This is a genomic window from Flavobacterium sp. GNP001 (assembly GCF_054343775.1).
On the sequence record NZ_JBTGUX010000001.1, the window covers coordinates 2195418 to 2221309 of the forward strand.

Consider the following 25892-nt stretch of genomic DNA (forward strand, 5'->3'; position numbering starts at 1 on the left):
TAAAAAACTAAATTGGCTCGTAAGCAATGATCTTCCACTCTTTCGCAGTCAAATCAGTATAATAATAATGAACCAAATCATTTTTATCAAATTGACCATTTTTATTAGTGTCCTCAACCGTTCTAAAATACAAACGATTGCGAGAGGCTAGAAGTTTCCAATCTATTAATTCCTCGAAGTCAGGTGAAATTTTAGTGAAACGCTCCCCGCTGATAGTACTCAAATGCAAGGATTTAATATCGCTAGTTTCTAATTTACCATCTTTGTTGGTATCCATATCGACCATGGTGTACACCATAATTTGATTTTTGGTTCTATCTGCAACCGTTTTTAAATACGTTGCAGTTTGAATTAAAACCGGCTTGTCAGTTAATTTGGTTATAGAGTCTGAATCGATTTTTTGGAATTTAATATTTTGTAAAAAACCTGTAATTTCATATTCGCCATAATTTGAAATCGTAAAACTCAAATCATTCACACTTGATGAACCATAGCGGGTTTTAACGCCGCGATCACGAATACTCAAATCAGCAATAGGATGAATTAAATAATCAGTCCCCTCCATTTGCCAAGGTAAATCAGCTATTTCTATTTGGGTTGAGTCTGCCCTTACAATTGACTTTGCTTTATTAGCTGCATCGTAAGTTACTTTTGGTGTTGCTGCATCCTCTTTACAACTTGCTAAAAATAGCAATGCAATTCCTAAACAGGTGATCTGTATTTTTTTCATGTGCTGATGGTATTAAAACTCAAATGTAATCATTTTAAAAAAAAGGGTAATTGAATTATTTATTTTTATTAAACTTTACTAAAACCAAAATATTAATAAGTACGATACCAAAATAACCTAGAAAAAGAATCCATTGACTTTTAAAGAATAAAATCTGATATTGAAGTTTTTCTTCTACTCTTAAATTCTCTTGCTTTCTCAAATATTCTTGCCTCATCAATTCAGATGTACCACAATTCATCCGTGTTGCAGTTATTTTATTTTTATCTCTCTTTGGTTTATTATTAGAACCTATAATATAAATATCATCATTATGTAAAACCGAAGTAGAAACTTTTTCTACAGCCAAAATATCAAGAACACTTATAAAAACATCGTAATGAGTTTTTGGACCAAAAATAACTTTTGCTCCATTTATTGTATCCTTTTCTTTAACTAAATCTCGTAAAAAAAATTGTAATTCATTTAAGCTCTTTTGTTCTTTTGACAAACTTCCATTAAGATCAAATTTTTTATATTTACGTAGGCTCGGCACTTTATATTCATAAAAAAAGTCTTCATCTGAATCAACAAAAACTAAACTTCCATAAACATTAAAAGAATCCGTTTTATAAAAATAAACCAAACATAACAAAGGAATAAAAATTAAAGAAATCATTCCTGGAACGTAAAAAATCTTTTTTCTTTGTTTATTTGTCATAGTCTTGCTGTCAACTTTATGTTAAAAACACGTGTAGTCATATAATTAGGAATACCGTATTGGTTCTTAGAATATACGTCTCGCACCCAAGTGTTTGTAATTGCGTTTTGGTTATTAAAAAGATTAAAAATTTCTAAACCTAAAGCCAGTTCTTTACAATCTTTAAATATGCCTTTTACCTTTCCAGCATTGGTTTCATCTATAAAAACTTTAGAAAAACCAATATCTGCTCTGCGGTAGTCATTCAATCTATTTTGGTACAAAAAAGGATCTGCGTACGAGGGTGCTCCACCAGGTAATCCGGTATTGTATACTAAATTCAAATACAATTTCACACTCGGAATATTTGGCATATAATCTTGAAAAAGCATCGCAAATTTTAAGCGTTGATCTGTTGGCCTTGCAATAAATCCACGGTCATTGCTATTTTCCTCGGTTTTTAAATACCCAAAACTAATCCACGATTCGGTTCCCGGTACAAACTCACCATTCAAACGCACATCTACACCTTGAGCGTAAGCCACTGCATTGTTGTTAGCTGCATATCGAATTCGAACGTTATCAATCGTATACGTATTTACATCAGTCAACGATTTATAATACAATTCAGAAACCATTTTAAAAGGTCGGTTCCACATGGTAAAACTATAGTCATTGGCTAACACCAAATGAACTGATTGCTGTGCTTTCACATCAGGCTGCACCGCTCCATTTGTCGCTCGCAATTCCCTGTAAAAAGGCGGTTGATGGTACAAACCACCCGAAAATCGAAACACCACATCGGCATCCCAGTTGGGCTTGAGTGCTATTTGCGCTCTCGGACTCACAGTAAATTGCGATTTTCCGTCTATAGCAGCACCTTGCACCTGCCACTGATGAGCACGCACTCCGGCATTGTACCAAACTGTATGCGCTCCGATATTCGATTTTAAGCTCCACTGCGCATAACCAGAAAAACGATTAATCGAGTTAAAATTTAAAGCACGAACTTCTTGAAAAGGAACCAAAGGTCCGGTATACGAGGTGTACGGTTGGTCATTTTTGGGCAAATCAATTCGTGGTGGATTCAGAGAAAAACCAGCCGAATCAATCACTTCCCATTCTACAATTCTATCTCGGATCGACTCGCGTGTGTATTTTACGCCCCATTCAATTTGGCTTTTTTTCCAATCCAAAAAACCTTTGATTTCTGTATTTACTATTAAGGCATCCAAATCGTTACGCGCATGATTCAACTGCGAACCTACACCACGAGAAAAAGTAACCTCACCGAGTGTTTCAGAACCTATATTCGTATCTACTTCACCTAAGCGATATTGTGCAAAAATATCAAAGTACTCCTGCTCTATCGTATGAAAAACCGATCCAATAAATTTTAAGGTAAAATTGTCCGAAACATTAAAAACCGATTTCATGGCACCAAAATAGGTATCGTATTTGTCTTTTTCTTGGCCTTCATAAAACACCGTAAGCGCCATCGGATTATCAATGGTTCCAAAATTGGTCTGACGTGTTAGCGGTTGGTAATTGTATTTATTTTGCGAAATAGTTCCGAGAAAGCTCCATTGCCACTTTGCGGAAGCTTGGTAATTGATATTAGTTTGAATATCGGCAAACGAAGGCGTAAAATTGGTTTGCGTTTCTTGACTATTGACCAAAAGACTGTTGTTTCGGTAGCGAAGACCTGTTACTGCCGACCATTTTTTATTTTTAGAAACGGCATCAAATGAAAGGCTTCCGCCGAGGAAACTCGCTTCCATACTTGCACCAAATGCCACTGGTTTACGATACGTTATATCTAAAACAGAAGACAGTTTGTCTCCAAATTTAGCTTGAAAACCACCCGCCGAAAAATCAATATTCTGTACTAAATCAGAATTAACAAAACTCAATCCTTCTTGTTGTCCTGAGCGAATCAAGAATGGTCGGTACACTTCGATTTCGTTTACGTACACTAAATTTTCATCAAAATTCCCGCCACGAACGGAATATTGCGTACTTAATTCGTTGTTAGAATTCACGCCAGGCAACGATTTCAAAATATTTTCGACACCTGCATTCGCTCCAGGAATTTTTCGTAATATTTCAGGCTCTAAACTTGTAATTCCCTGAACTGCTTTTCGATTGTTAGCCTTAACTACTACGGCAGTCATTTGCTCCTCACGATCATTCATTACGGGATTAAACTCCCTTTGGTCATTGGCTTCAAGAAAAAAAGTAACAGTGATTTTTTTTAAAGAAACGTGTGTAAAAACCAACGTAACATTTTGATTGGCAGGAACTTTAAGTTCGTAAAAACCATTCGAATTGGTAGCTGTACTTTTATCTAAAAAACTGATGTTTACGTTAGGTACCACTTTTTGGTTGGCATCTAAAACAACACCTCTAATTCGGGCAGTTTGCGCCGCTATTGATGTAGTTAGCAAGACCAAAAACAGGACAATTAGCTGTTTGATTGAGTTCAAATGATATGCTTTTAAGGTTTAGAGTTTCTAAAAAAACGCGTTTCAAAGGTAGTTGAATTCCCCATATTATCCACCACAACCACTTTTAATTCATTGGCACCATCAGCAACTAATCCTTCGGTGAAAAAATGGGTTATTTTTCGCGTTTTATTGTCGTATTCAAACAAAACCCATTTCCCGTTAAGGTAACCGTTGTACGATTTAATGCCCGACAAATCATCAGCAATCGTGAGCTGTAACGATTTTTGTTGATTAATCCATTTGCCTTCAATAGGAATTGCCATACTGATTCGAGGCGCTACCGTATCTGAAACCAAAGCGTAGGATCCTAATACTTTTACCTTAGTTTGAAAAATATCATCTTTACGATAAGTTGAATTGTAACTTATTTTTTTTCCATCGACACGACCAATGAACATTTTTTCGCGCTGTGCTGCCGTTAAAGTAGAATCCTTGATTGTGATTGTAAAATTGGAATGTGCCGGCACGGAATCATCATGAACAGTAACCGTATTGTTTTTTACCTTGAAATTCAAATTGAAATCGTCGTAAAATGTTCCTGCTGGAAAAAACACCGAGGCATTTTCCATTTCAAAATTGCTATCCTTGGCGGCTTTAACTCGATAAGGACCGCTAACTTCCTCTTTAGCAATTCTGGTAGATGTCAAATCGTATTGAATAGGAACGTTAATCAATTTTTTATTGCCAAAAAAATCAGCAACCTCAATTCGATACAACAAAGAGAGGTTGGGAGAAACTGTCAAGACACCCTTGGTTTCATCTGTTTGAATAAAACGCAAATTGTACGGCGTTTTCATGAATAGTTTTTGAACTCGCTGCTGCGTTGTTTTGTACCGAGGATAATCGATCAAAGCATTGATGAATCGCATATCTTCGAAAGAGTAGGTGTTAAATTCATATCCAAAATTTGGCTTTCCATTCAAAAACGACTGTACTTTATAAACCCCATTATTATTAAATGAAACGTCATCGGTATCGTTCGCAGTGATTCCAAAGCCAATTACACCATTTGCAATCACTTTATCTGAAAGATAAGAACCATCTTTTTGTAACGAAACGTTTAAGAGCAACGGGCGTTTGGCATAATTCACCGTAGTATTTCCATCAAGAGGATACACATACAAGCCAGAGATTGTTGGTTTTTTAGTATCTTTCAATAACGAATCATATCCGAACAAAAGCGGATTAATTACAAATTCGCTAGCGGTATCTCGAAATTCAAAATGCAAGTGCGGCCCTTCGGATGCTCCTGTGTTTCCAGATAAAGCAATTACATCACCTTTTTTTACAGGAACTTCATCAGGCTTAAAAAAAAGTTCAACTTCAAATGATTGTTCCTTGTATTGCGCTTTGGTAATTATATCGTGAATTGAACCTACTGCATTTTGCAAGTGCCCGTAAACAGATGTATATCCGTTGGAATGGTTGATATAAATGGTTTTTCCGTTTCCAAAAGTTGAAATTTTAATCCGTGATACATACCCATCTGCCACAGCATATACTTTCAAGCCCTCACGCTGCTGGGTTTTCATATCAAAACCTGCATGGAAATGATTGGGCCTTAATTCACCAAAATTCCCTGATAATTGCAACGGAATGTCGAGTGGAGATCTGAAATAATCTTTTGGATAATCAGTTTGTGCCAAAAGAGAGCACGAACACAAGAAAAAAACTAAAATGAATTTCATAACGGCAATTTTTGCTAAGGTAAAAAAAACATTTTAAAACACTCCTTATACAAAAAAATCTAAACAACTGATGGAAAGAGAGTTAATCAATTTTACCGAAAAATAAAAATAAAATATTGGAAAATTAAAAAGGAATACTAACTTTGTATGATTATGTAATGAATTAAATCTATAATGAGTGTAATTGCAGAAATTATTGATATTCTTGAATATAAAGTTGATAAACTTTTTGCTAAAACGAAAAGTTTAGAACAAAATAATCAGGAATTAAAAAATGATTTAGTAAAAGCTGCTACTCTTATTGAAAATCAAGCGCAAGAAATTGAAACCTTGAAAAAACAATATGAAACACTCAAAATGGCGCATTCATTATTAGGCAGTGACGAAAATAAAAGAGATACAAAGCTTAAAATAAATTCATTAATTCGAGAAATTGATTACTGTATAGCACAACTATCAGATTAAAGAAAATATGGACGAAAAGCTTAAAATAAAAATATCAATTGCAGACCGTGTATATCCACTAAATGTAGATATGGCGCAGGAAGAAGGCTTGAGAAGCGCCTCCAAAAAAATTGATACTATGATTAAGCAATTTGAAGAAAATTATGCCGTGAGAGATAAGCAAGATGTTTTGGCCATGTGTGCCCTGCAATTTGCCTCACAAACTGAACAAAAACAAATTGATAATGCCATTGATGGTGAAGCAACGATTGAGAGATTAAAAAAAATCAATGCTAAACTCGATCAATATCTCGACAAATAAACGTTCTTTACAAAAACTAAGATACTGCCTACATTAGTTCTTATTTGGTAAACTCAACACTAACAATTTAGGATGAGCGAATCGTCACTACTATAGCATGCCACGCCCCGGCGAGGAAACTTGAACAGTGAGTTAGCTCAAAACTTGTCTTTTCGAGTTTATACAATCCCACTAATGTAGGCTTTTTTTATACATAAATTTTAATAAACATGGACAACATAATAACGATTATCACCTCAGGAATACTTGGAATTGCAGCAGGATTTGCTATTGCAAAATTAATTGAGAAAAGCAATATTTCTAATCTCATTAAGAACTCCAAAAAAGAAGCAGCATCGATTTTAAAGGATGCCAACTTAGAGGCTGAAAACATCAAGAAAGATAAAATTCTGCAAGCAAAAGAAAAATTCATTGAACTTAAAGCAGAGCATGAGCAAGTAATTTTGGCACGCGACAAAAAAGTAGCCGAAATTGAAAAGAGAGTTCGTGACAAAGAATCGCAAGTATCTAACGAACTATCAAAAGCTAAAAAAGTAAATGACGAATTCGAAGCGAAATCTGCTGAATTCAAGTCTAAAATTGAAAATTTAGACAAAAAGCAAGCTGAAGTAGATCGTTTACACAAAAGCCAATTGCAACAATTGGAATTGATTTCTGGATTATCTGCCGAAGAAGCTAAAAATCAATTGGTAGAAGGATTAAAAGCAGAAGCCAAAAGCAAAGCGATGTCACACATTCAAGACACTATTGAGGAGGCAAAACTTACTGCGCAACAAGAGGCTAAGAAAATCATCATCAACACTATTCAACGTGTAGGAACTGAAGAAGCAGTTGAAAATTGCGTTTCCGTTTTCAACATTGAATCAGATGACGTAAAAGGTAGAATCATTGGTCGTGAAGGTAGAAATATCCGTGCGCTAGAGGCTGCAACCGGTGTAGAAATCATTGTAGATGATACTCCAGAAGCTATTATTCTTTCTTGTTTTGATCCAGTTCGAAGAGAAATTGCTCGTTTGGCATTGCACAAATTGGTAACAGATGGTAGAATTCACCCCGCTCGTATTGAAGAAGTAGTAGCAAAAACTACCAAACAAATTGATGACGAAATCATTGAAGTTGGTAAGCGAACTGTAATTGACTTAGGAATTCACGGCTTACACCCAGAATTAATTAAAGTGGTAGGTAGAATGAAATATCGATCATCATACGGACAAAATTTATTACAACACTCACGTGAAGTTTCTAAATTATGTGGAATCATGGCTGCTGAATTAGGCTTGAACGTAAAACTGGCCAAAAGAGCAGGTTTATTACACGATATAGGAAAAGTACCAGATGCTGAAAGCGATTTGCCACACGCATTATTAGGAATGCAGTGGGCTGAAAAATACGGTGAAAAAGAAGAAGTTTGCAACGCCATTGGAGCGCATCACGATGAGATCGAAATGAAATCTTTATTGTCTCCAATTATTCAAGTTTGCGATGCTATATCAGGTGCAAGACCAGGAGCAAGAAGACAAGTTTTAGATTCTTATATCCAGCGTTTGAAAGACCTTGAAGAAGTAGCTTACGGATTTAGTGGTGTTAAAAACGCATATGCTATTCAAGCAGGTAGAGAATTACGTGTTATTGTAGAAAGCGAAAAAGTTTCCGATGATAATGCAGCTAGTTTATCATTCGATATTTCTCAAAAAATTCAAACAGAAATGACATATCCAGGACAAGTGAAAGTTACGGTAATCCGCGAAACTCGCGCCGTAAATATTGCTAAATAGATAATGTCATATAATGATATAAAAAAAGCTTCCAGTAACGGAAGCTTTTTTTTATATGTATCAATTTTGGATTTGATTAGAAGAAGCTATGATAGACATCGCTTTATCAAATTAGCTTTAGCTGAAAAAATGAATTTTAAACGTAGACCCAACTCCTTCTTCACTTACGACAGAAACAGTACCTTTCATAGATTCAATTTGATTTTTGGTTATATACAAACCTAAACCACGTGCATCTGCATGCTGATGAAAAGTTTTATATAATCCAAACAATGATGCTCCGTATTTCATTAGATTAATTCCTAGCCCATTGTCTGAAATTGACAATACTTTTTGGTTGTTTTCAATTTCTAATTTATAAGTAATTTCTAAAGGTCGTTTCGGATCAGCGTATTTGATTGCGTTTGTGGTAAAGTTGAGTAAAACACTTTCTAAATAAGCAGGATTAAAATCTACCTCTACATGCTCAGGTACTTGATTGTGAATTTGAAATGGAATTTGGGCCTGAGCCGAATGAACAAGATCTAAGGTTTTTTCTACATAATTTTTTAAATTTAGAGCACTAACAGGGATATTGGTATTATTTTGTATGGACACCAATTGCACTAAATTTCGGATCGTTTCGTTGAGATCGTTTGAAACTGTTCGTAAATAGGGAAGCATCTCTTCAATAGTACTTTCTTCAGAATCGGCATCAATTAAATCTAAGATAGATTTAATATTGCCTGCCTGTGTGTTCAAATTATGCGAAACAATATGGGAAAAATTCAAAAGTCTACTATTTTGCTTTTGCACCAAGTCAATAGCCTGCTCTAGTTCTAATTCTTTTTCTTTTTGCGCTGAGATATCGGTGTGGGTACCAATTACTCGTAAAGGTTTTCCATGTAAATCGCGTTCAATAACTTTCCCACGATCTAAAATCCATTTGTATTTTCCTTGACTAGTAAGAACGCGATGGTGGTTTTCGTAAAAAGGAGTACGATCATCAAAATGATCCTGAATATCTGAAAAATACCGATTTAAATCATCTGGATGCACGATTTTGTCCCAACGTTTTGGAGAATCAAAAACATCTGCAACATCTTCATTTAAGATCTTCATGGATTGTGCAGAATAAAATACTTCATCAGTGGCAACATTCCAATCCCAAACGCCAGCAGTAGATGCCTCAAGGGCAAATTTAAAACGTTCCTCACTTACTTTTAATCGATTCTCATTGTCTTTTAGTGTTGTACAATCTGAAATACGACCATAAAAAGCAATACTACTATCAGGATACAACTCTGGTTTTGCAGCAATTTTTAACCATCGTAACCCTTTCAGAGGCAACTGAACTCTAAACTCAAATTCCCAACTAGTTAAATTTCGTTTTGCTTGTAGCAAAGATTCAAAAAAGGGAACACGATCTGCCTCAACAATGCGTTCATAAATTAATGTTTTGTCACTATCTAAGAAATGTGTAGCCGACAGTTCGAAAAAATTATTAGCCGACCTACTAACCAAAGGAAAGAGATAGGTATTATCAGGGGCAATTACGAATTCAAAAATTAAATCAGGAATTTCATTAAATAATTTATTGTAAAAATCATTTACCTCTTGATAAGATTCATTTTGGAAAAAATCAAAAACCATATGCTCGTATTAATTATTCGAACTTTATTTCATTAATAAGTTGACAATTTATAAAATAAAAGATGAAGAAAATGGGATTAAGTCTCTTTTTTTGAAGATTAAAACAAAAACAATAGCAACTATAAACTTTTTCTTTCTTTAGAAGTAATCTGAAAAAGATCGTTAATCTTATTTATTTTTTTCTTGGATGAAAAGTATGCAGCACTTCGGTAAGAAAACTGCGGTCTAAATGCACATAAATTTCAGTAGTAGTAATAGATTCGTGGCCGAGCATTAATTGAATCGCGCGCAAATCGGCTCCATTTTCTAACAAATGCGTAGCAAAAGAGTGACGTAATGTGTGTGGACTAATTGTTTTATGAAGTCCGATGGATAGCGCCAAATTCTTAATAATCGTGAAAATCATGGAACGCGTTAATTGCCTTCCTCTTCGATTTAAAAACAAGGTGTCATCAAAACCTTTTTGAATATTTAGGTGTGGCCGAACGTGATCCTTATAAATATTGATATATTTTTGCGTCAATTCACTAATAGGTACAAAACGTTGTTTGTTGCCTTTACCTGTAATTTTGATAAAACCTTCTTCAAAAAACAAATCCGAAATTTTTAGAGTTACTAATTCAGAAACCCGTAAACCACAGCCGTACAAGGTTTCTAGCATGGCCCGATTGCGTTCGCCTTCGTTTGTACTTAAATCAATAGCTGCAATTAAAGCATCTATTTCGGCTACAGATAAGGTATCTGGAAGCTTACGCCCTGTTTTTGGTGTATCAATTAATTGCAATGGATCATCTTTGCGGTATTCCTCAAAAATTAAAAAATTAAAAAAACTTTTGAGGCCAGAGATAATACGTGCCTGCGAACGAGTATTAACCTCTTTTGCGACAGCGTAAATGAATGCTTGCAGTGTTTCATCAGTTATTGAAATTGGCGAAGCAGAAAGGTTATTTTGTTCAAGAAACAAACACAATCGCTCAATGTCAAAGGTATAATTAAGAATGGTGTTTTCTGACAAACCCCTTTCAATCTGTAAATACGACTGGTATTCTTTGATGTACGTGCTCCAATTCATACCCCAAAGAAAGGTATTTTTAGGCAAAAAAAAACCTCTTTTATTACAAAGAGGTTTAAGAATATTTTAATGAATATTAAAATTTATATGCTAGAGAAACTGACAACACAGTATTCTGAACTTTGTCATTTCCAAAATCTTTAAAAATATTAGACAAACCTAAGTTATAACGAACTCCTGCTGAGACATTCTTTGTAAAATCGAATCCAGTTCCAAAGTTCAAACCAAAATCAGTTGTTTCAAATGCTTCTTTTACATCTTGTTTTTCACTAGATGAGTTCGTACCATCTGTTACTTCAGCTTTGGCCTTGGCGCTAACCAAAAATCCAATTTGAGGACCTGCTTCTAAACTAAATTTATCAGCAACATAAAATTTAGCCATCACTGGAATATTTATGTAACTTAAATTAAGTTCCTCTTTGAATTTAATAGTATCCTCAGTATATTTGGATTGAGCGCCTTGAGTAGAAAAGAGTAACTCAGGTTGTACAGAAAATTTTTCTGAAATTTTGATTTCTACAAAACCACCCACATTAAATCCAACCTTTGTAGAATTGTCTTCTACATCACCTGAAAAGTTAGCGAGGTTTAACCCACCCTTGATACCAAATTTTGATTCTTGTGCACTAGCAAATCCAAAAGCACATACAGCCGCAACTGTTAAAATAATTTTTTTCATTTTGTTTTTTAATTTGTTTGAAGTGCAAATGTAAGTAAAACATTATTTATTAGAAAATATTTATACCTAAATCAAACATGCTTAAACTAAAATCAGAATCATAATTCTATTTTTAAAAATGAACATAGCATTAATAATCAATAAATTAAAAAAAAGAATATACCGGAAAATAGTGAGATAAAAAAAAACAATTTAAGCGCTAAAAAAGTAATATAAAGCTTAATAAAAATAATTATTAAAGCATCTTTTAATTGTATTTCTAAAGAATTTTAAACTAACTTAAATCAGAAAATGATTAACTTTTTTTAAAGCTAAAGAGTCATTTATAAAAAAGAAGTAGTGTATTTTATGTAAATAAATTGATTAAATTATCTTTGGAATAATAATTGTAAAATTGAATAAAAGACAATATTTATACAACAAAGCTGTTTTACCTATTGTCTCTTATTGAATACTAACTTTTAAATAGAAAAAAATGAAAAAACTAATTTTAGCTGCCATCGTTTTATGCGGAACCACAATGAGTATGAATGCACAAAGTATTAAATTCGGACTAAAAGCGGGTATTAACTACGCCAATCAGTCTGGAAGTGATATTACTGTAAATAGCGATAACTTTGACAAGGAAGCCATTACGAGCTACCACGCGGGTTTAATTGCCGAAATTAATATTACAGAAGGTTTTGCTATACAACCAGAACTTTTGTACTCAACACAAGGAGCCACATATAAAAATGCAACCGAAGAGTTTAAAAATGAATTGGGCTACTTGTCTATTCCGGTTCTTGCAAAGTTTAAACTAAGTAATGCTTTGAGTCTTGATTTAGGTCCGCAAGCATCATATTTATTAAGCGAAAGAGAAAATGTAGATTTTAAGAAATCTGAAACATTCGAATTTGGTGCAGCAGCTGGTTTAACAGTAAACCTTACTAAAAATTTATTTTTACAAGGTAGATATGTAGCTGGCCTTACGGAAGCTTCTAGAAATGCTGAAATTAAAAATTCAGTGGTGCAAGTATCTGCTGGTTTCAAATTTTAAACCAATCATAAAATTAAATCCCTAAACCGTTCCTTCAATTGGAACGGTTTTTTTATTTTTACCAAAAAAGTTAAATCATGAAAATTTGTATTATCAACGGTCCGAATCTTAATTTGTTGGGTAAACGAGAACCTGAAGTTTATGGCAGTCAGTCTTTCGAGGATTACTTAATAATTTTAGAGAAAAAATATATGGACGTAGAATTCAATTATTTTCAAAGTAATATTGAAGGTGAATTGATTGGAAAAATACAAGATGTTGGTTTTTCATATGATGGCATTATTTTGAATGCTGGTGCCTATACGCATACCTCTATTGGTCTTGGTGATGCTATTAAAGCTATTTCAACTCCAGTAATAGAAGTTCATATTTCAAACACCTATGCCCGCGAAAGTTTCAGGCATCAGTCGTACTTATCAGGTAATTCTAAAGGGGTTATAGTAGGATTTGGAATGAAAAGTTATGAATTAGCATTACTGTCTTTTTTATAATTTTTCAAAAAACTCAAAACGAAACGTTTAACAAATTATTAATAGCTTCTTGATAAAGTTCTGTTATTTTTGAGAAAGAAAAAACTTTCATGAAAAAACACTACGCTATTTTTTTGCTGCTCCTTTCTATTTGGAGTCAAGCTCAAATTAAAGGAACTATTGTTGATGAACAAGGCAAACCACTACCCTACGTTACTATCTTACAAGAAGATTCTTTTTACGGGACCACCAGCAATGATCAAGGTAATTTTGAATTCACTCTGAAAAAAAGCGAAAAACCCATACTCGTTTTTCAATTTCTTGGTTTTAAAACACAAAAAGTTACAATTGAAACTGCTAAGCTACCGTACTCTATTGTAGTTAAAATGATCGAGGAAACTTTTTCGTTAAACGAAGTGGTTATTAGCAGAAACGTCAATCCCGCGTTAGCTATTATTAAAAAAGCAATTGCCGCACGAAAACGAAATACCGAAAAAACCAACCGATTTACCGCCGATTTTTACTCCCGTGGTATTTTTAAATTAGAAAATGCTCCAAAGAAAATATTAGGTCAAAAAATTGGCGATTTAGATGGCGCACTCGACTCAACGGGAACAGGGATCATTTCCTTATCGGAAACATTTTCTAAAATTTCCTTCGAGAAACCCAACAAATTAAAAGAAGTAGTAACCGCATCTAAAGTCAGCGGAAGCAATAATGGCTATAGTTACAATACCGCACGGTCGTCATTTTATGATTTTTATGACAATACTATAGATTTTGGCGTACCCATGATTTCACCCATTGCTAGTGGTGCGTTTAACTATTACAATTACAAACTAGAAGGTACTTTTTTTGACGAAAACAACAATCAAATTAATAAAATTTTAGTCTCGGCCAAACGCGATAGCGAACCTGTTTTTGAAGGACATATTTACATTGTAGAAGATTCTTGGGCTATTTACGCCGTCGACTTAGATATAAAAGGATATCGAATGAAAGAAGAATTTGTAGATGTAATGACTTTAAAGCAAAATTTTAGTTTTAATAAAACCGCCGCTATTTGGGCAAAAAACACACAAAGTTTAGAACTTGTTGCCGGCGCTTTTGGTGTTAAATTCAACGGAAAATACAACTACGTTTACAACAATTACGATTTTATTTCTGCCTTTGCACCCAAAACATTTTCAAATGAAATTACACGAATTGAAATAAACGCGAATAAAAAAGACAGTACTTTTTGGAGTAGTAATCGACCGATTCCGCTTACTAGCGAAGAAAATTTAGATTATATCCGAAAAGATAGTATTTACAAAACACGTAATTCGCCTCGCTACCTCGACTCTATTGATGCCAAGAATAATAAATTCAGATTTCTTAAAATCCTGACCGGCTATACGTACACCAACAGCGTTAAAAAACAAAGTTTTAGTTATGATGGCTTATTGAATTTGGGTTCACTAAGTTTTAATACCGTTCAAGGTTATAATTTTGATACTGGTTTTAGATTTACTTCACGTAAAAATCAAGAAACCAAAGGCCAATATACCTCAATTGGCACCAAATTTAATTACGGATTTGCCGAAGATAGATTACGCGCAACAGGTCAATTTACGCATCGTTTTAACAACCAAAACTATGCAACAATTTATGCAACTGGTGGAAGCGAAGTAAAACAATTTAATGCCAGTGAACCTATAAGCAAATTCATGAACAGCATCAGTTCCTTGTTCTTTAAAAACAATTTCATGAAGCTGTACCAACTAGAATCGGTTGCTGCAGGATACAATCAAAATATTGCAAACGGACTCAATTTAGGCGTGCGAACCAGCTATGAAAAACGCAAACCTTTGTTCAACACAACTGATTTCTCTTACTTTAAAAAAGAAGATTTCTACAGTTCGAATAATCCGCTAGATCCCACAAATGAATTATCGTCACCATTTGAAACACATCATTTAATGAAAAGTAATTTACTTTTACGTATCAATTTAGGAAATAAATATGCCACACGTCCTGACGGAAAATTCAACATTCGCAACAGTGATTACCCCACTTTGTACTTTGGTCTAGAGAAAGCTTGGGCAGCATCTGATAAAAAGTACGAATTTGAACACTGGAATACGAGCGCTTTTTATGATTTAAAGCTAGGCAACAAAGGCCTTTTGGGTATCAATCTGAAAGCAGGCTTGTTTACAAATGCAAAAAACATTGCATTTACAGATTACAAACATTTTAATGGTAATCAAACCAGTATTGGACAAACTGCTCGTTATTTAAACACTTTCAATTTGTTACCGTATTATTCACAGAGTACGAATGATCGCTACTTTGAAGCACACACAGAGTACAATGACAACGGATACTTGATGAATAAAATTCCGCTTTTGAACAAATTAAAATCGACTTTGATTTTGGGAGCACACCAACTTTCAACTCCGTCGGCAAAATCGTATTCCGAACTTAGTGTTGGTTTAGACAATCTTGGTTTTGGTAAATTAAAATTGTTTCGTGTTGATTATGTCCGATCTTTTCAAAATGGAGTATCGAAAGACGGAGTCGTTTTTGGTTTGAAAATTTTAAATGTTCTGGAATAAATCGAAAATATCTTCAATAGTTTCAAAAAAAAAACACCCAATTGGGTGTTTTTTTATATCGATTTAATTGGGTTCAACGTGAATCAAAACATGACCTAGCTCTGGAATACGTTCTCGCAAGGTATCTTTTAATTGGTGTGCTAAATCATGACCTTCTTTTACTGAAATAGTCGAATCGACAATGGCGTGCAAATCAACATGGTATTGCATACCTGCTTTTCGAATAAAACATTTTTCAGTATCAATAATTCCATTTACTTGCTGCGCTACTTCACGTATTTGTTCTATCAAATCATCATACAAATGCTCGTCCATAATTTCACCTAAAGCAGGTCGGAATATCAAATAACTATTGTACAAAATAAAGAAAGAAGCAAAAAGAGCCGCCCAATCATCGGCAGCCTCGTAACCTTTACCTAAAAATAAAGCAATCGAGATTCCTATAAAAGCAGCTACACTAGTAATAGCATCAGATCGATGGTGCCAAGCATCAGCCTTTAATGACGAACTGTTGGTTTGAATACTGCGTTTCATAACAACCCGAAACGAATATTCTTTCCACAAAATAATAGCGCCTAGAACTAATAATGTCCAAGGTTTAGGCAAATCATGGGGTATACGAATGTTGACAATACTTTCGTAGGCAATTATAGTTGCCGATGTAATTAAAAAACCAACTACTAAAAACGTAATCAAGGGTTCGGCTCGGCCGTGACCATAGGGATGATTGTCATCTGCTGGTTTATTGGAATATTTGATTCCGAACAATACCAAGAATGAAGCAAAAATATCTGTTGTAGATTCGATAGCATCAGCAATAAGCGCATACGAATTACCAAAAAAACCTGCAACACCTTTAATTAATGCCAATGTAGTATTGCCTATGATACTAAAATAAGTTGCTTTTATGGCTGTTTGCTCCCTTGACATGTGTTGATATATAAAAATAAAAATCGTTTAAGTAAATGCAGATCACTTGTATCAATTGCTATTTACTTAAACGAAAATTGTGATAAAACTAGTATTTATGCGCGTACAATATTTGCACCAATCGCTCTTAAACGCTCGTCAATGCGCTCATAACCGCGATCAATTTGCTCAATATTTTGAATTGTGCTCGTACCTTTTGCTGAAAGCGCTGCTATCAATAAAGAAATTCCCGCACGAATATCTGGTGATGACATGGTTGTGGCTTTCAATTGAGACTGAAAATCATGCCCCATTACTACAGCGCGGTGCGGATCACACAACATAATTTTGGCACCCATATCAATTAATTTATCAACGAAAAACAAACGGCTTTCGAACATTTTTTGGTGAATTAACACATCGCCTTTTGCTTGAGTAGCTACTACTAAAACGATACTCAATAAATCAGGAGTAAATCCTGGCCAAGGTGCATCGGCAATTGTCAAGATAGAGCCATCAATATCTGTTTTTACTTCATATCCGTTTACGTGCGCAGGAATATAAATATCATCTCCTTGACGCTCCAATGTAATTCCCAGTTTACGGAAGGTGTTTGGAATAAGTCCGAGGTTATCCCAACTTACATTTTTAATAGTAATTTCTGATTTTGTCATTGCTGCCAATCCAATCCAACTACCAATTTCGATCATGTCAGGTAAAATTCTGTGCTCACAACCACCTAAACTTTCTACCCCTTCAATAGTAAGCAAATTAGAACCCACACCAGTAATTTTGGCACCCATAGAGTTCAACATTTTACATAATTGTTGCAAATAAGGTTCGCAAGCGGCATTGTAAACAGTTGTAATTCCTTTTGCCAAAACTGCTGCCATCACAATATTTGCAGTTCCTGTTACTGACGCTTCGTCTAGTAACATGTTCGTTCCTATAAGTCCATCAGTTGCTTCTACACCGTAAAAATGATCTTCTCTATTATAACGGAATTTGGCACCTAGATTGATAAAACCTTCAAAATGGGTATCTAATCTACGGCGACCAATTTTATCTCCACCTGGTTTTGGAATGTAACCTTTACCAAAACGAGCTAAAAGTGGCCCTACAATCATAATTGATCCACGCAATGAACCACCTTCTTTTTTGAAAGCTTCAGTTTCTAGGTATTGTACATTTACCTCATCAGCTTGAAATGTATACGATCCAGAACCAATTTTTTGAATTTTAACTCCTAAATTTCCTAATAGGGTGATTAGTTTGTTTATATCAATAATATCTGGAATATTATTAATCGTCACTTTTTCAGGGGTTAAAAGAACGGCACATAAAATTTGTAACGCTTCGTTTTTTGCTCCTTGTGGCGTGATTTCACCTTTTAGACTAATGCCTCCTTCTATTTTGAAAATTCCCATTTTTTTACAGTTATGAGTTATAAATTAATTCTTCTTTCGTTTATCTCGTAAAGCTTTGCTGTTTTTAAAAACAATCACGCTTAGACCTCTTTAAATTATTGAGGTTTTCTATTTTGATTTTTATGTGCAGGATTTAATTTCCCTGACTTTTGATTTTTGTTACCCATAATTTTCGGCTGACCTGGAGGCGTAATTTTATTCGACATACGCTTATTGGTTCGCAGTAAATCAGTGGTGTTTAGCAACTCTTCTGAACTTTGAATTAGGTTTAACTTACCGTCAGAAAGCTCGTATAAGTGTTCAAAAATCACATCATCTTTAACGGTGTCTTTATTCCAACTCAAATATGATTTTTTCATGTGATTGGCAATTACTTTAACCAATGCACTTTTCATTTCGCCCTCTTCCCACTTATTAGCCACATCAATCATGTACTTGATGTTATTTCCGTAAAAACGGTACTTTGGAAAGTTTTGTGGGTATTGCAACACATCTGGTTTCAATTGCAAGACTTCACGCGATGGAATTGGATAAGGAGAATCTGCAACTAATCTAAAATCAGACATGATAAAAAGTTGATCCCAAAGTTTATGCTGAAAATCAGGCACATCCCTCAAATGCGGATTCAAACTACCCATAACCTGGATAATATATTTAGCCGCTTTGTTGCGTTCTACATCATCTTTTATTACCGTAGCTTGATCAATTAATTTTTGTAAATGCCTGCCGTATTCCGGGATAATGAGGTGCGTACGCTCTGCATTATACTCCAAATGGTGTACGACATCGTTGGCATTTTCTTTTATATATTTTGGATTCATATTCGGTTGTATCAATTTTGAAAGATTCACATGCTGTCGAAAATAAAATAATTCAACCCTGCTTTCAAAAAAATTATAGTTTTTGTTTTTATAGCGATACGATACCTTCGATCACGGAAACTTCTTGGTATTTACTTATAACTTGTTGTGCATCAGTCATCATCACATCAATAGAAACACTTGTAAATTTACCTGTTTTGGATGCAGTGGTTTTAATGACAGCTCCTAAACCATCAAAGGACTTGTGCACAAACTCAACATTAGTAGTGGTTGTGGGCACAATAAATTTGAATAAATAAGCTGAGGGCCAAGTAGTACTCGACTCTAATTCGCCTTTTAATCGATCATAAAATTCTTCCGTCTTTTTGTCCATTTTGGGTATAAAAAATAAGGGCAAAGATACGTTTTCAAACGTAAAATATGAATATTGACATGTGAATTTTTGAAAGCTTAAATTTTAAATGGCTTGAATTTTTCAAATCCCAATAAGTTTAAGTAAATTTGCCCCTTATTTTTTAAAAGTGCAAAAAGAAATTATAGTTATCATTGGCGGTCCAGGAACAGGAAAGTCTACATTAATAGACGGTTTAGTAGAAAAAGGACATTGTTGTTACCCTGAGATTTCTCGGGAAGTAACACTTGAAGCCAAAAAACAAGGAATAGACCAACTGTTCCTTGAAAAACCTTTATTGTTTAGTGAAATGTTGTTGGAAGGGCGTAAAAAACAGTTCTCCAATGCTGCGAAAGAGCCTCATGAGGTTGTATTCATCGATCGTGGTATTCCGGATGTGTTGGCTTATATGCACTATATAGGCGATACCTATCCTGACAGTTTTGATGCTGCTTGCAGAGAACACCTTTATTCTAAAATTTTCCTTTTACCACCTTGGGAAGAAATTTATATTAGTGACGAAGCACGTTATGAAAATTTTGAACAAGCACAAATCATTTATAACCACTTGGTTGAAACATACCAAAAATACGGTTACAATTTGATTGAAGTACCTAAAGACACCGTTGAAAATAGGATTCAATACATATTAGAGCGCATTTAAGCCTGATTTTTTGTTTCTCATTTAAAATTACGTATCTTTTATTCCAATTAAATACATTAGTTTGTAACAACGAAATTTGCTCCGTATGCAAGAAGCAGTTGCTATTCTTCAAAAATATTGGAAACACTATTCTTTTAGGCCTCTACAAAGCGAAATAATACAGTCCGTTTTGGGCGGGGCAGATACCTTTGCACTTTTACCAACTGGCGGGGGTAAATCTGTATGTTTTCAAATTCCGGCATTAGCGAAAGAAGGGTTATGCTTAGTCATTTCGCCATTAGTGGCTTTGATGAAAGATCAAGTTGCCAATTTAGCCGAACGCAACATTAAAGCTATTGCGCTAACAGGTGCCATTCGCTCTGATGAAATCATCGATTTACTGGATAATTGTCAATATGGCAACTACAAATTTTTATACCTTTCGCCCGAACGCTTACAATCTGATTGGATTTTAGATCGAATTAAAGGGCTACCTATAAATTTAATTGCAATTGACGAGGCACACTGCGTATCCCAATGGGGTCATGACTTTAGACCTGCTTATTTGAAAATAAATATTCTAAAAACGTATTTCCCCAAAACGCCCTTTGTCGCACTTACTGCTACGGCTACCACAAGGGTAAAAGAAGACATTATCAACCAATTAGGATTGCGGCAACCAGCAGTTTTTGAACAATCATTTGCACGTGCTAATATTGCCTACATGGTGTTTGAAGTTGCTGATAAATTTTTTCGCATTGAACAAATTTTAACAAAAAATCCGCAAACAGCAATAATTTATGTGCGCAACAGAAAATCCTGTCTTGATATTGCTGCCCAACTCAATTCAAGAGGATTTACAGCTACCTATTATCACGGCGGACTTCACGCAAAAGAGAAAGACAAAAACATGCAAGCTTGGATGACCGAAAAAGTACAAGTTATTGTAGCTACCAACGCATTCGGTATGGGGATTGACAAGGCAAATGTAAAAACGGTCATTCACATTCAACTTCCTGAAAACATGGAAAACTATTACCAAGAAGCAGGAAGAGCAGGCAGAAATGGAGACAAAGCGTTTGCTGTTTTACTCACGAGCCCATCTGACGTTGATCAGGCACAAGGCCAATTTATAGCTGACTTACCCGACAAGGCTTTTTTAAAAACCATGTACATTAAACTGTGTAATTATTTTCAAATTGCTTACGGTGAAGGGATACACGAAACTTTCCTTTTTAACCTTAATCATTTTTGCTTGCGCTATAACTTTCCTGCGGTTCGTACCTATCAAGCGCTACAGTTTTTAGATCGTCAAGGAGTAATTAGTCTGTCTCAGGAATTTTCAGAAAAAATAAATTTACAATTTTTAATTCCTTCAAAAGAGGTTATTCGCTATACGAGTCTGAACCCAAATGATGAAGAAATTATTTTAGCAATATTAAGAACCTATCCGGGAATTTACGAAATGCCAACCGTTTTTAACTTGGCACTAATCGCTAAAAAATCAAAACATACCGAAGCTCAAGTGCAAAATGTCCTTCAAAAATTAAAAGAAAAGGAAATCATTTTGTACCAGGCTAAAAACAATGATGCGACTTTAATTTTTAATGAAATAAGAGAAGACGATAGAACAATAAGTAAAGTAGCCAAATATCTTGAAAGGCAAAACGAACTCAAAAAAGACCAATTGAACGCTGTTATCCATTACGTCACAACTAGCGATAGCTGTAAAAGCAATTTAATCCTAGCCTATTTTGGCGAAGAAAACAAAACAAATTGTGGTATTTGCTCGTATTGCATTACCCAAAAAAAGCCAGCAAAAAAAAGTGATACGCTTGATGCAAAAGTACTGCAATTGCTAGAAGAGGGCGACAAAAGCTCACGCGAATTGCAATTTATGAGTCAAAACAGAGCCGAACAACTTATTCCAATTTTACAAGAATTACAAGAGAACAATCAAATTAAGATTTTACCAAATAATAAATACACCTTAGTCAAATAATGGAAAAATTACGAATCGTATTCATGGGAACTCCCGACTTTGCTGTGGGAATTCTAGATAGTATCAAAAAAAATGGGTTTGAAATTGTAGGCGTCATAACAGCTCCTGACAAACCTGCTGGACGTGGTCAAAAAATAAAATATTCTGCAGTAAAAGAGTATGCATTAGTCAATGAACTTCATTTACTGCAACCAACCAATTTAAAAGATCCCGATTTTCTATCGAATTTAAAAGCACTTAATGCCAATTTGCAAGTTGTAGTAGCTTTTAGAATGCTCCCAAAAGTAGTTTGGGAAATGCCAAATTTAGGCACTTTTAATTTGCACGCCTCACTCCTACCTAATTATCGTGGAGCCGCACCTATTAACTGGGCTATCATCAACGGCGAAAAAACTACAGGTGTTACCACTTTTTTTATTGATGATAAGATTGATACTGGCGCTATGATCCTGAAACGTGAAACCAACATCGATCCAAATGAAGATGCAGGGACACTTCATGACCGATTGATGCATTTAGGAAGCGAGACGGTTTTAGAGACCTTAGAGAAAATAGCAAACAATGATGCCACTACTACGACTCAAGTAGAAGACAGCAACATTAGAACAGCATACAAACTAAACAAAGAAAACTGCAAAATTGATTGGTCAAAATCTGGCGTGGAGATTCATGATTTAATTCGCGGGCTATCTCCCTATCCAGCAGCTTGGAGTTATTTTGTAGATCAAGAAAACGAGTGGAATGTAAAAATTTATCAAGCAACATTCCAGATTGAGCAGCATCAATTTGAGATTGGACAAATTATCTGTACTAAAAAAGAAATAAAAATTGCGGTTAAGGATGGCTTCGTGCAAATATTAAACTTACAATTCCCTGGTAAAAAAAGAATGAACACTGCAGAATTTTTAAATGGCGTATCGTTTTCGGATGGCGCAAAAGTACAATAAACCCCGTAAAAACAAGGGCTTTAGGGTTTTTACAAGATATTTATGAACAAAAAAATCAAGTTATTAACAAAATTATCTAAATTAACACAAAAGACTTGCAAGGAACGGAAATCCTCCTAAATTTGTGTATTAACAATTTATTTAACCAACAATTAATAACTATTTATTATGAACAAATCAGAATTAATCGATGCTATCGCTGCGGATGCAGGAATTACAAAAGCTGCTGCAAAACTAGCTTTAGAGTCGTTTTTAGGAAACGTAGGTGAAACTTTGAAAAAAGGTGGAAGAGTATCTTTAGTAGGATTCGGATCTTGGTCTGTATCTTCAAGAGCTGCTAGAGATGGAAGAAATCCTCAAACAGGAAAAACAATCCAGATTGCTGCTAAAAATGTGGTAAAATTTAAAGCCGGAGCTGAATTAGAAGGCGCTGTAAACTAATCGTAATTAGCAATATATAATTAAAACCCTTCTTTTGGAGGGTTTTTTTATATATTTATTCGAAAAAATTTGGCATTATTATAATAAAAACCTTAATTTTAATAAAAAATCAAATCGTATGACTACAGATAAATTAAAAAAAGGATCCCTGCTCATTGCAGAACCTTCGATAATTGGAGATGTATCGTTCAACAGATCGGTGATTTTATTAGCTGATTATAACGAGGAGGGCTCCATTGGTTTTATCATTAATAAGCCCCTAAAGTATACGATTAACGACTTAATTCCAGAAATTCACGCGCGCTTTAAAATCTATAATGGTGGCCCTGTAGAGCAGGATAACTTGTATTTTATTCATAATATTCCAGACCTAATACCTAATAGTATCGAAATTTCTAACGGTATTTATTGGGGTGGCGATTTTGAGTTCACTAAAGAGCTTATCAACCAAGGCGCTATTAGCAATGAGAACATTCGCTTTTTTCTTGGCTATACTGGCTGGCATGAAAAACAACTAGAGAGCGAAATGGAAAATAACTCTTGGATCATTACAGCGAATACTTACGAAAACAAAATCATTGGTAAATCAGCCACCCACTTTTGGAAAGAACAACTCATTGAGTTAGGTGGCGATTATATTATTTGGTCTAATGCTCCAGAAAACCCGTATCTTAATTAAACGCTAGCGATCAAATCATTTAATTTGCCGTTCAATTGTTCTGATAATTGTGTTGTGAATTTCTTTTTGCGGTATTGTGTGATGGGACGAATTCCTTGAATCACATTAGTTAAAAATAACTCATCTGCTTTTTGTAAATCAAATGGTGAAATAACCTCTTCCACCACTTCAAGTCCATCAATATTTTTGGCAAGTTGTAAAATTTGCTTGCGCATGATTCCGTTTAAGCAACCTTCAGTTAATGGCGGCGTACTTAATTTGTTACCCACAAGCATAAATAAATTTCCTTGCAAAGCCTCGACCACATTTTTAGCATCATTAAGCAACAAGCAATTATCCAAACCATTTTCTGACGCAAAAATACTTCCTGTAATATTAACTAATTTGTTTGTTGTTTTAATAGACGAAAGCAACTGTTTTGTGATGTAAAAATCTTTAAACAAGTCAACCTCGTAAACAGAATTTTGAAAAACGTATTTAGCGTTTTCAAGTGGCGCAGCATGAATTAAATACGATATTGTATTTGTTGTGGGTAAATAAAATCCTCCGTCGTTGCGAAACACAGTAATACGTGCTCTTGCAGAGTCAAGAATATCTTGCGCTTTAACCACTGATAAAACCTGCTCTTCTAGAAATTCCATTGTAAAATTCATAGGGATTTCCATTCGAATCACACGCATAGAAGCCATTAGTCTGAAATAATGATCTTCGAGAAAAAGAATTTTTCCGTTACTTATTTTAAGTGTTTCAAAAACAGCGTCTCCGTATAAAAAGCCTCTGTTTTGAGTAAGTTCTGTATTCTCTTCTGATAGTAATGTTCCGTTAAAATTAATCATAAAAAAAGCCCTAAATTAGATTTAGGGCAAAGATAAGTTTTAAAATATGATTTTTTATACAGAACCTATAAGATGTTTTAAATCAGAAATCTGATTTTCCCAGAGTAATTTCGCCTCATCAATTTCTCCTTTTTCTGCAAAATCAACTACCATCAACGAAACATCTTTAGTTAATTCATCAACTAAAATATGTAGTTCAAAAAAATACTCTGAATCCTTGTTACTATCATCAACCCACTTGAATTTAACTTTCTCACCTGTTTTTTTAGATGCCAAACGTGCTTTTTCTTGTGAATCGTTCCAGATAAAAGTAAAAAACTCGCCTCGTGAATTAACATTATCTGCAAACCATTCTGACAATCCAGATGGCGTAGAGATGTACTGATACAATAATTGCGGTGAAGAATTGATTGGGAATTCGATTTCGTAACGTACTTTTTGATCCATGAGCTACATTTAATTTTTTGGAAATATATAGAATATAACTACAACAAAAAAGCATTTTTAAAAATATTTTTTTTTCTTCACTTTATGCTTGCAAGGTCTAAAATAGTTGCTATCTTTGCACCCGCAATCAGGAATAGTTAACCACCTGACCATGGCGAGATAGCTCAGTTGGTTAGAGCGCAGGATTCATAACCCTGAGGTCCCGAGTTCAAATCTCGGTCTCGCTACAAAAACAAACCCTTAAACATCAATTGTTTAAGGGTTTTTTATTAAAATTGTATTAGCAGGAAATAGCCTTTAAAAAAATATCTATTTAACTTCATACGCTACTTTTCCTTTTCGTTTTCTTTGAGAGCCAAAGTTTTGATGGTAGGAGGAAATATTTTTTTGAAATTCTTTTAGCACTTGTGGTTGTCCAAAACAACAAAAACCATTCTGCAATTGCGGAACTGAATTACTTAAATTACCTTTTTTTTGCATGCGTTTGATTTTGCCAGACTGTTTTTCCATTGACATAAAAAAACGAACATAAAAAAAACACGAGTATAACTAACTTCTTGGGAACTGGAATTGTTATCATTTTTAAAATAGCGATTCATTAATTTTGAATAAATCCAAAAGTAACGAGCTACAAAATCATTTCTTTGCGGGAAACCGTAAAACAGTATTCTTTTCTTGACAAGAATCAAATTTAGTATGAATATGTAGTAAAGGA

General features: G+C 34.4%; 25 protein-coding genes and 1 tRNA gene. 12 read left to right on the top strand and 14 right to left on the bottom strand.

Translation table 11 applies throughout. The features are described 5' to 3' along the window. Positions 1-7: 7 nt before the first annotated feature. From ACXX8U_RS09295 to ACXX8U_RS09310, 4 genes are read right to left on the bottom strand one after another with little or no spacing between them, the layout of a single operon-like run. On the bottom strand, positions 8-730 hold the full coding sequence (locus ACXX8U_RS09295; RefSeq protein WP_458565615.1) for a hypothetical protein: 723 nt from the start codon (positions 728-730) through the stop codon (positions 8-10). 55 nt (positions 731-785) lie between these two features. Then, positions 786-1430 (bottom strand): hypothetical protein, encoded by a 645-nt coding sequence (locus tag ACXX8U_RS09300; protein ID WP_458565616.1) that lies wholly within the window; start codon positions 1428-1430, stop codon positions 786-788. Further along, positions 1427-3895 (bottom strand): TonB-dependent receptor, encoded by a 2469-nt coding sequence (locus ACXX8U_RS09305; protein ID WP_458565617.1) that lies wholly within the window; start codon positions 3893-3895, stop codon positions 1427-1429. Before ACXX8U_RS09305 ends, ACXX8U_RS09300 begins: the two co-directional genes overlap by 4 nt. 11 nt (positions 3896-3906) lie before the next feature. Then, positions 3907-5604, bottom strand: a complete 1698-nt coding sequence (locus tag ACXX8U_RS09310) for a M23 family metallopeptidase (RefSeq protein ID WP_458565618.1) — start codon at positions 5602-5604, stop codon at positions 3907-3909. A gap of 174 nt (positions 5605-5778) precedes the next feature. Between ACXX8U_RS09310 and ACXX8U_RS09315 the strand changes: the two genes are divergently transcribed. The 3 genes from ACXX8U_RS09315 to rny all read left to right on the top strand — a co-directional run bounded on the left by ACXX8U_RS09315 (position 5779) and on the right by rny (position 8145). After that, positions 5779-6069 carry a coiled-coil domain-containing protein gene (locus ACXX8U_RS09315; RefSeq protein ID WP_458565619.1) on the top strand — a complete coding sequence of 97 codons (291 nt, stop codon included), beginning with the start codon at positions 5779-5781 and terminating at the stop codon, positions 6067-6069. A 7-nt stretch (positions 6070-6076) separates the two neighbouring features. Further along, the gene (locus ACXX8U_RS09320; protein ID WP_458565620.1) at positions 6077-6370 is read left to right on the top strand and encodes a cell division protein ZapA; all 294 of its coding nucleotides are present in this window, start codon (positions 6077-6079) and stop codon (positions 6368-6370) included. Between the two features lie 209 nt (positions 6371-6579). Further along, entirely contained in the window at positions 6580-8145 is a 1566-nt protein-coding gene (gene rny / locus ACXX8U_RS09325) for a ribonuclease Y (RefSeq protein WP_210788243.1), read from the top strand. 117 nt (positions 8146-8262) lie between these two features. On the opposite strand, the gene ACXX8U_RS09330 is transcribed toward rny, so the two are convergent. The 3 genes from ACXX8U_RS09330 to ACXX8U_RS09340 form a co-directional block, all read right to left on the bottom strand. Then, a complete protein-coding gene (locus ACXX8U_RS09330) occupies positions 8263-9777 on the bottom strand; it encodes a sensor histidine kinase (protein WP_458565621.1) in 1515 nt (504 codons plus the stop codon). Positions 9778-9949: 172 nt separating this feature from the next. Further along, complete coding sequence (gene xerD, locus ACXX8U_RS09335) at positions 9950-10849, bottom strand: site-specific tyrosine recombinase XerD (RefSeq protein WP_458566400.1); 900 nt, start codon at positions 10847-10849, stop codon at positions 9950-9952. Positions 10850-10925: 76 nt separating this feature from the next. Continuing rightward, entirely contained in the window at positions 10926-11528 is a 603-nt protein-coding gene (locus ACXX8U_RS09340; RefSeq protein WP_458565622.1) for a porin family protein, read from the bottom strand. Positions 11529-12003: 475 nt separating this feature from the next. On the opposite strand from ACXX8U_RS09340, the gene ACXX8U_RS09345 reads away from it, so the two are divergent. The 3 genes from ACXX8U_RS09345 (at position 12004) to ACXX8U_RS09355 (ending at position 15634) form a co-directional block, all read left to right on the top strand. Beyond that, complete coding sequence (locus tag ACXX8U_RS09345; RefSeq protein WP_458565623.1) at positions 12004-12567, top strand: porin family protein; 564 nt, start codon at positions 12004-12006, stop codon at positions 12565-12567. Positions 12568-12644: 77 nt separating this feature from the next. Next, positions 12645-13058 carry a type II 3-dehydroquinate dehydratase gene (gene aroQ / locus ACXX8U_RS09350; RefSeq protein WP_458565624.1) on the top strand — a complete coding sequence of 138 codons (414 nt, stop codon included), beginning with the start codon at positions 12645-12647 and terminating at the stop codon, positions 13056-13058. 89 nt (positions 13059-13147) lie between these two features. Beyond that, positions 13148-15634 (top strand): DUF5686 and carboxypeptidase regulatory-like domain-containing protein, encoded by a 2487-nt coding sequence (locus ACXX8U_RS09355; RefSeq protein ID WP_458565625.1) that lies wholly within the window; start codon positions 13148-13150, stop codon positions 15632-15634. Positions 15635-15697: 63 nt separating this feature from the next. Here ACXX8U_RS09355 and ACXX8U_RS09360 read toward each other — a convergent pair whose 3' ends face one another. The 4 genes from ACXX8U_RS09360 to ACXX8U_RS09375 all read right to left on the bottom strand — a co-directional run bounded on the left by ACXX8U_RS09360 (position 15698) and on the right by ACXX8U_RS09375 (position 19164). After that, positions 15698-16564, bottom strand: coding sequence for a cation diffusion facilitator family transporter (locus ACXX8U_RS09360; RefSeq protein WP_458565626.1), 867 nt, complete (start codon positions 16562-16564; stop codon positions 15698-15700). A gap of 95 nt (positions 16565-16659) precedes the next feature. Beyond that, positions 16660-17970, bottom strand: coding sequence for a UDP-N-acetylglucosamine 1-carboxyvinyltransferase (gene murA / locus ACXX8U_RS09365; protein WP_458565627.1), 1311 nt, complete (start codon positions 17968-17970; stop codon positions 16660-16662). A gap of 95 nt (positions 17971-18065) precedes the next feature. Continuing rightward, positions 18066-18791, bottom strand: coding sequence for a DUF4290 domain-containing protein (locus ACXX8U_RS09370; RefSeq protein ID WP_458565628.1), 726 nt, complete (start codon positions 18789-18791; stop codon positions 18066-18068). Positions 18792-18879: 88 nt separating this feature from the next. Continuing rightward, on the bottom strand, positions 18880-19164 hold the full coding sequence (locus ACXX8U_RS09375) for a DUF493 family protein (protein ID WP_458565629.1): 285 nt from the start codon (positions 19162-19164) through the stop codon (positions 18880-18882). A gap of 148 nt (positions 19165-19312) precedes the next feature. Between ACXX8U_RS09375 and ACXX8U_RS09380 the strand changes: the two genes are divergently transcribed. The 5 genes from ACXX8U_RS09380 to ACXX8U_RS09400 all read left to right on the top strand — a co-directional run bounded on the left by ACXX8U_RS09380 (position 19313) and on the right by ACXX8U_RS09400 (position 23894). Continuing rightward, entirely contained in the window at positions 19313-19846 is a 534-nt protein-coding gene (locus ACXX8U_RS09380) for an AAA family ATPase (protein WP_458565630.1), read from the top strand. Positions 19847-19931: 85 nt separating this feature from the next. After that, a complete protein-coding gene (locus ACXX8U_RS09385; protein WP_458565631.1) occupies positions 19932-21827 on the top strand; it encodes a RecQ family ATP-dependent DNA helicase in 1896 nt (631 codons plus the stop codon). After that, complete coding sequence (gene fmt / locus ACXX8U_RS09390; protein WP_458565632.1) at positions 21827-22774, top strand: methionyl-tRNA formyltransferase; 948 nt, start codon at positions 21827-21829, stop codon at positions 22772-22774. Before ACXX8U_RS09385 ends, fmt begins: the two co-directional genes overlap by 1 nt. A gap of 168 nt (positions 22775-22942) precedes the next feature. Beyond that, positions 22943-23215 carry an HU family DNA-binding protein gene (locus ACXX8U_RS09395; protein ID WP_166138418.1) on the top strand — a complete coding sequence of 91 codons (273 nt, stop codon included), beginning with the start codon at positions 22943-22945 and terminating at the stop codon, positions 23213-23215. Between the two features lie 118 nt (positions 23216-23333). Further along, positions 23334-23894, top strand: a complete 561-nt coding sequence (locus ACXX8U_RS09400) for a YqgE/AlgH family protein (RefSeq protein WP_210788255.1) — start codon at positions 23334-23336, stop codon at positions 23892-23894. Here ACXX8U_RS09400 and ACXX8U_RS09405 read toward each other — a convergent pair. Together ACXX8U_RS09405 and ACXX8U_RS09410 are read right to left on the bottom strand one after the other, a co-directional pair. Next, on the bottom strand, positions 23891-24730 hold the full coding sequence (locus tag ACXX8U_RS09405; RefSeq protein ID WP_458565633.1) for an aminotransferase class IV: 840 nt from the start codon (positions 24728-24730) through the stop codon (positions 23891-23893). The two genes, ACXX8U_RS09400 and ACXX8U_RS09405, sit on opposite strands and share 4 nt — an antisense overlap. A 54-nt stretch (positions 24731-24784) precedes the next feature. Then, positions 24785-25177 carry an START-like domain-containing protein gene (locus ACXX8U_RS09410; RefSeq protein ID WP_166138427.1) on the bottom strand — a complete coding sequence of 131 codons (393 nt, stop codon included), beginning with the start codon at positions 25175-25177 and terminating at the stop codon, positions 24785-24787. Positions 25178-25330: 153 nt separating this feature from the next. Here ACXX8U_RS09410 and ACXX8U_RS09415 point away from each other — a divergent pair. Continuing rightward, positions 25331-25404: transfer RNA gene (locus ACXX8U_RS09415), tRNA-Met, on the top strand. A gap of 82 nt (positions 25405-25486) precedes the next feature. On the opposite strand, the gene ACXX8U_RS09420 is transcribed toward ACXX8U_RS09415, so the two are convergent. Further along, positions 25487-25657, bottom strand: coding sequence for a hypothetical protein (locus ACXX8U_RS09420; protein WP_458565634.1), 171 nt, complete (start codon positions 25655-25657; stop codon positions 25487-25489). Positions 25658-25892 lie beyond the last annotated feature (235 nt).

Excerpts from the sequence above, each read along its gene's own strand:
- xerD (WP_458566400.1), bottom strand. The coding sequence starts at position 10,849 with ATGAATTGGAGCACGTACATCAAAGAATACCAGTCGTATTTACAGATT.
- ACXX8U_RS09370 (WP_458565628.1), bottom strand. The coding sequence starts at position 18,791 with ATGAATCCAAAATATATAAAAGAAAATGCCAACGATGTCGTACACCAT.
- aroQ (WP_458565624.1), top strand. The coding sequence starts at position 12,645 with ATGAAAATTTGTATTATCAACGGTCCGAATCTTAATTTGTTGGGTAAA.
- murA (WP_458565627.1), bottom strand. The coding sequence starts at position 17,970 with ATGGGAATTTTCAAAATAGAAGGAGGCATTAGTCTAAAAGGTGAAATC.
- ACXX8U_RS09300 (WP_458565616.1), bottom strand. The coding sequence starts at position 1,430 with ATGACAAATAAACAAAGAAAAAAGATTTTTTACGTTCCAGGAATGATT.
- fmt (WP_458565632.1), top strand. The coding sequence starts at position 21,827 with ATGGAAAAATTACGAATCGTATTCATGGGAACTCCCGACTTTGCTGTG.
- ACXX8U_RS09395 (WP_166138418.1), top strand. The coding sequence starts at position 22,943 with ATGAACAAATCAGAATTAATCGATGCTATCGCTGCGGATGCAGGAATT.
- ACXX8U_RS09310 (WP_458565618.1), bottom strand. The coding sequence starts at position 5,604 with ATGAAATTCATTTTAGTTTTTTTCTTGTGTTCGTGCTCTCTTTTGGCA.
- ACXX8U_RS09375 (WP_458565629.1), bottom strand. The coding sequence starts at position 19,164 with ATGGACAAAAAGACGGAAGAATTTTATGATCGATTAAAAGGCGAATTA.
- ACXX8U_RS09320 (WP_458565620.1), top strand. The coding sequence starts at position 6,077 with ATGGACGAAAAGCTTAAAATAAAAATATCAATTGCAGACCGTGTATAT.
- ACXX8U_RS09400 (WP_210788255.1), top strand. The coding sequence starts at position 23,334 with ATGACTACAGATAAATTAAAAAAAGGATCCCTGCTCATTGCAGAACCT.
- ACXX8U_RS09330 (WP_458565621.1), bottom strand. The coding sequence starts at position 9,777 with ATGGTTTTTGATTTTTTCCAAAATGAATCTTATCAAGAGGTAAATGAT.
- ACXX8U_RS09340 (WP_458565622.1), bottom strand. The coding sequence starts at position 11,528 with ATGAAAAAAATTATTTTAACAGTTGCGGCTGTATGTGCTTTTGGATTT.
- ACXX8U_RS09355 (WP_458565625.1), top strand. The coding sequence starts at position 13,148 with ATGAAAAAACACTACGCTATTTTTTTGCTGCTCCTTTCTATTTGGAGT.
- ACXX8U_RS09405 (WP_458565633.1), bottom strand. The coding sequence starts at position 24,730 with ATGATTAATTTTAACGGAACATTACTATCAGAAGAGAATACAGAACTT.
- ACXX8U_RS09360 (WP_458565626.1), bottom strand. The coding sequence starts at position 16,564 with ATGTCAAGGGAGCAAACAGCCATAAAAGCAACTTATTTTAGTATCATA.
- ACXX8U_RS09345 (WP_458565623.1), top strand. The coding sequence starts at position 12,004 with ATGAAAAAACTAATTTTAGCTGCCATCGTTTTATGCGGAACCACAATG.
- rny (WP_210788243.1), top strand. The coding sequence starts at position 6,580 with ATGGACAACATAATAACGATTATCACCTCAGGAATACTTGGAATTGCA.
- ACXX8U_RS09295 (WP_458565615.1), bottom strand. The coding sequence starts at position 730 with ATGAAAAAAATACAGATCACCTGTTTAGGAATTGCATTGCTATTTTTA.
- ACXX8U_RS09385 (WP_458565631.1), top strand. The coding sequence starts at position 19,932 with ATGCAAGAAGCAGTTGCTATTCTTCAAAAATATTGGAAACACTATTCT.
- ACXX8U_RS09315 (WP_458565619.1), top strand. The coding sequence starts at position 5,779 with ATGAGTGTAATTGCAGAAATTATTGATATTCTTGAATATAAAGTTGAT.
- ACXX8U_RS09410 (WP_166138427.1), bottom strand. The coding sequence starts at position 25,177 with ATGGATCAAAAAGTACGTTACGAAATCGAATTCCCAATCAATTCTTCA.
- ACXX8U_RS09420 (WP_458565634.1), bottom strand. The coding sequence starts at position 25,657 with ATGCAAAAAAAAGGTAATTTAAGTAATTCAGTTCCGCAATTGCAGAAT.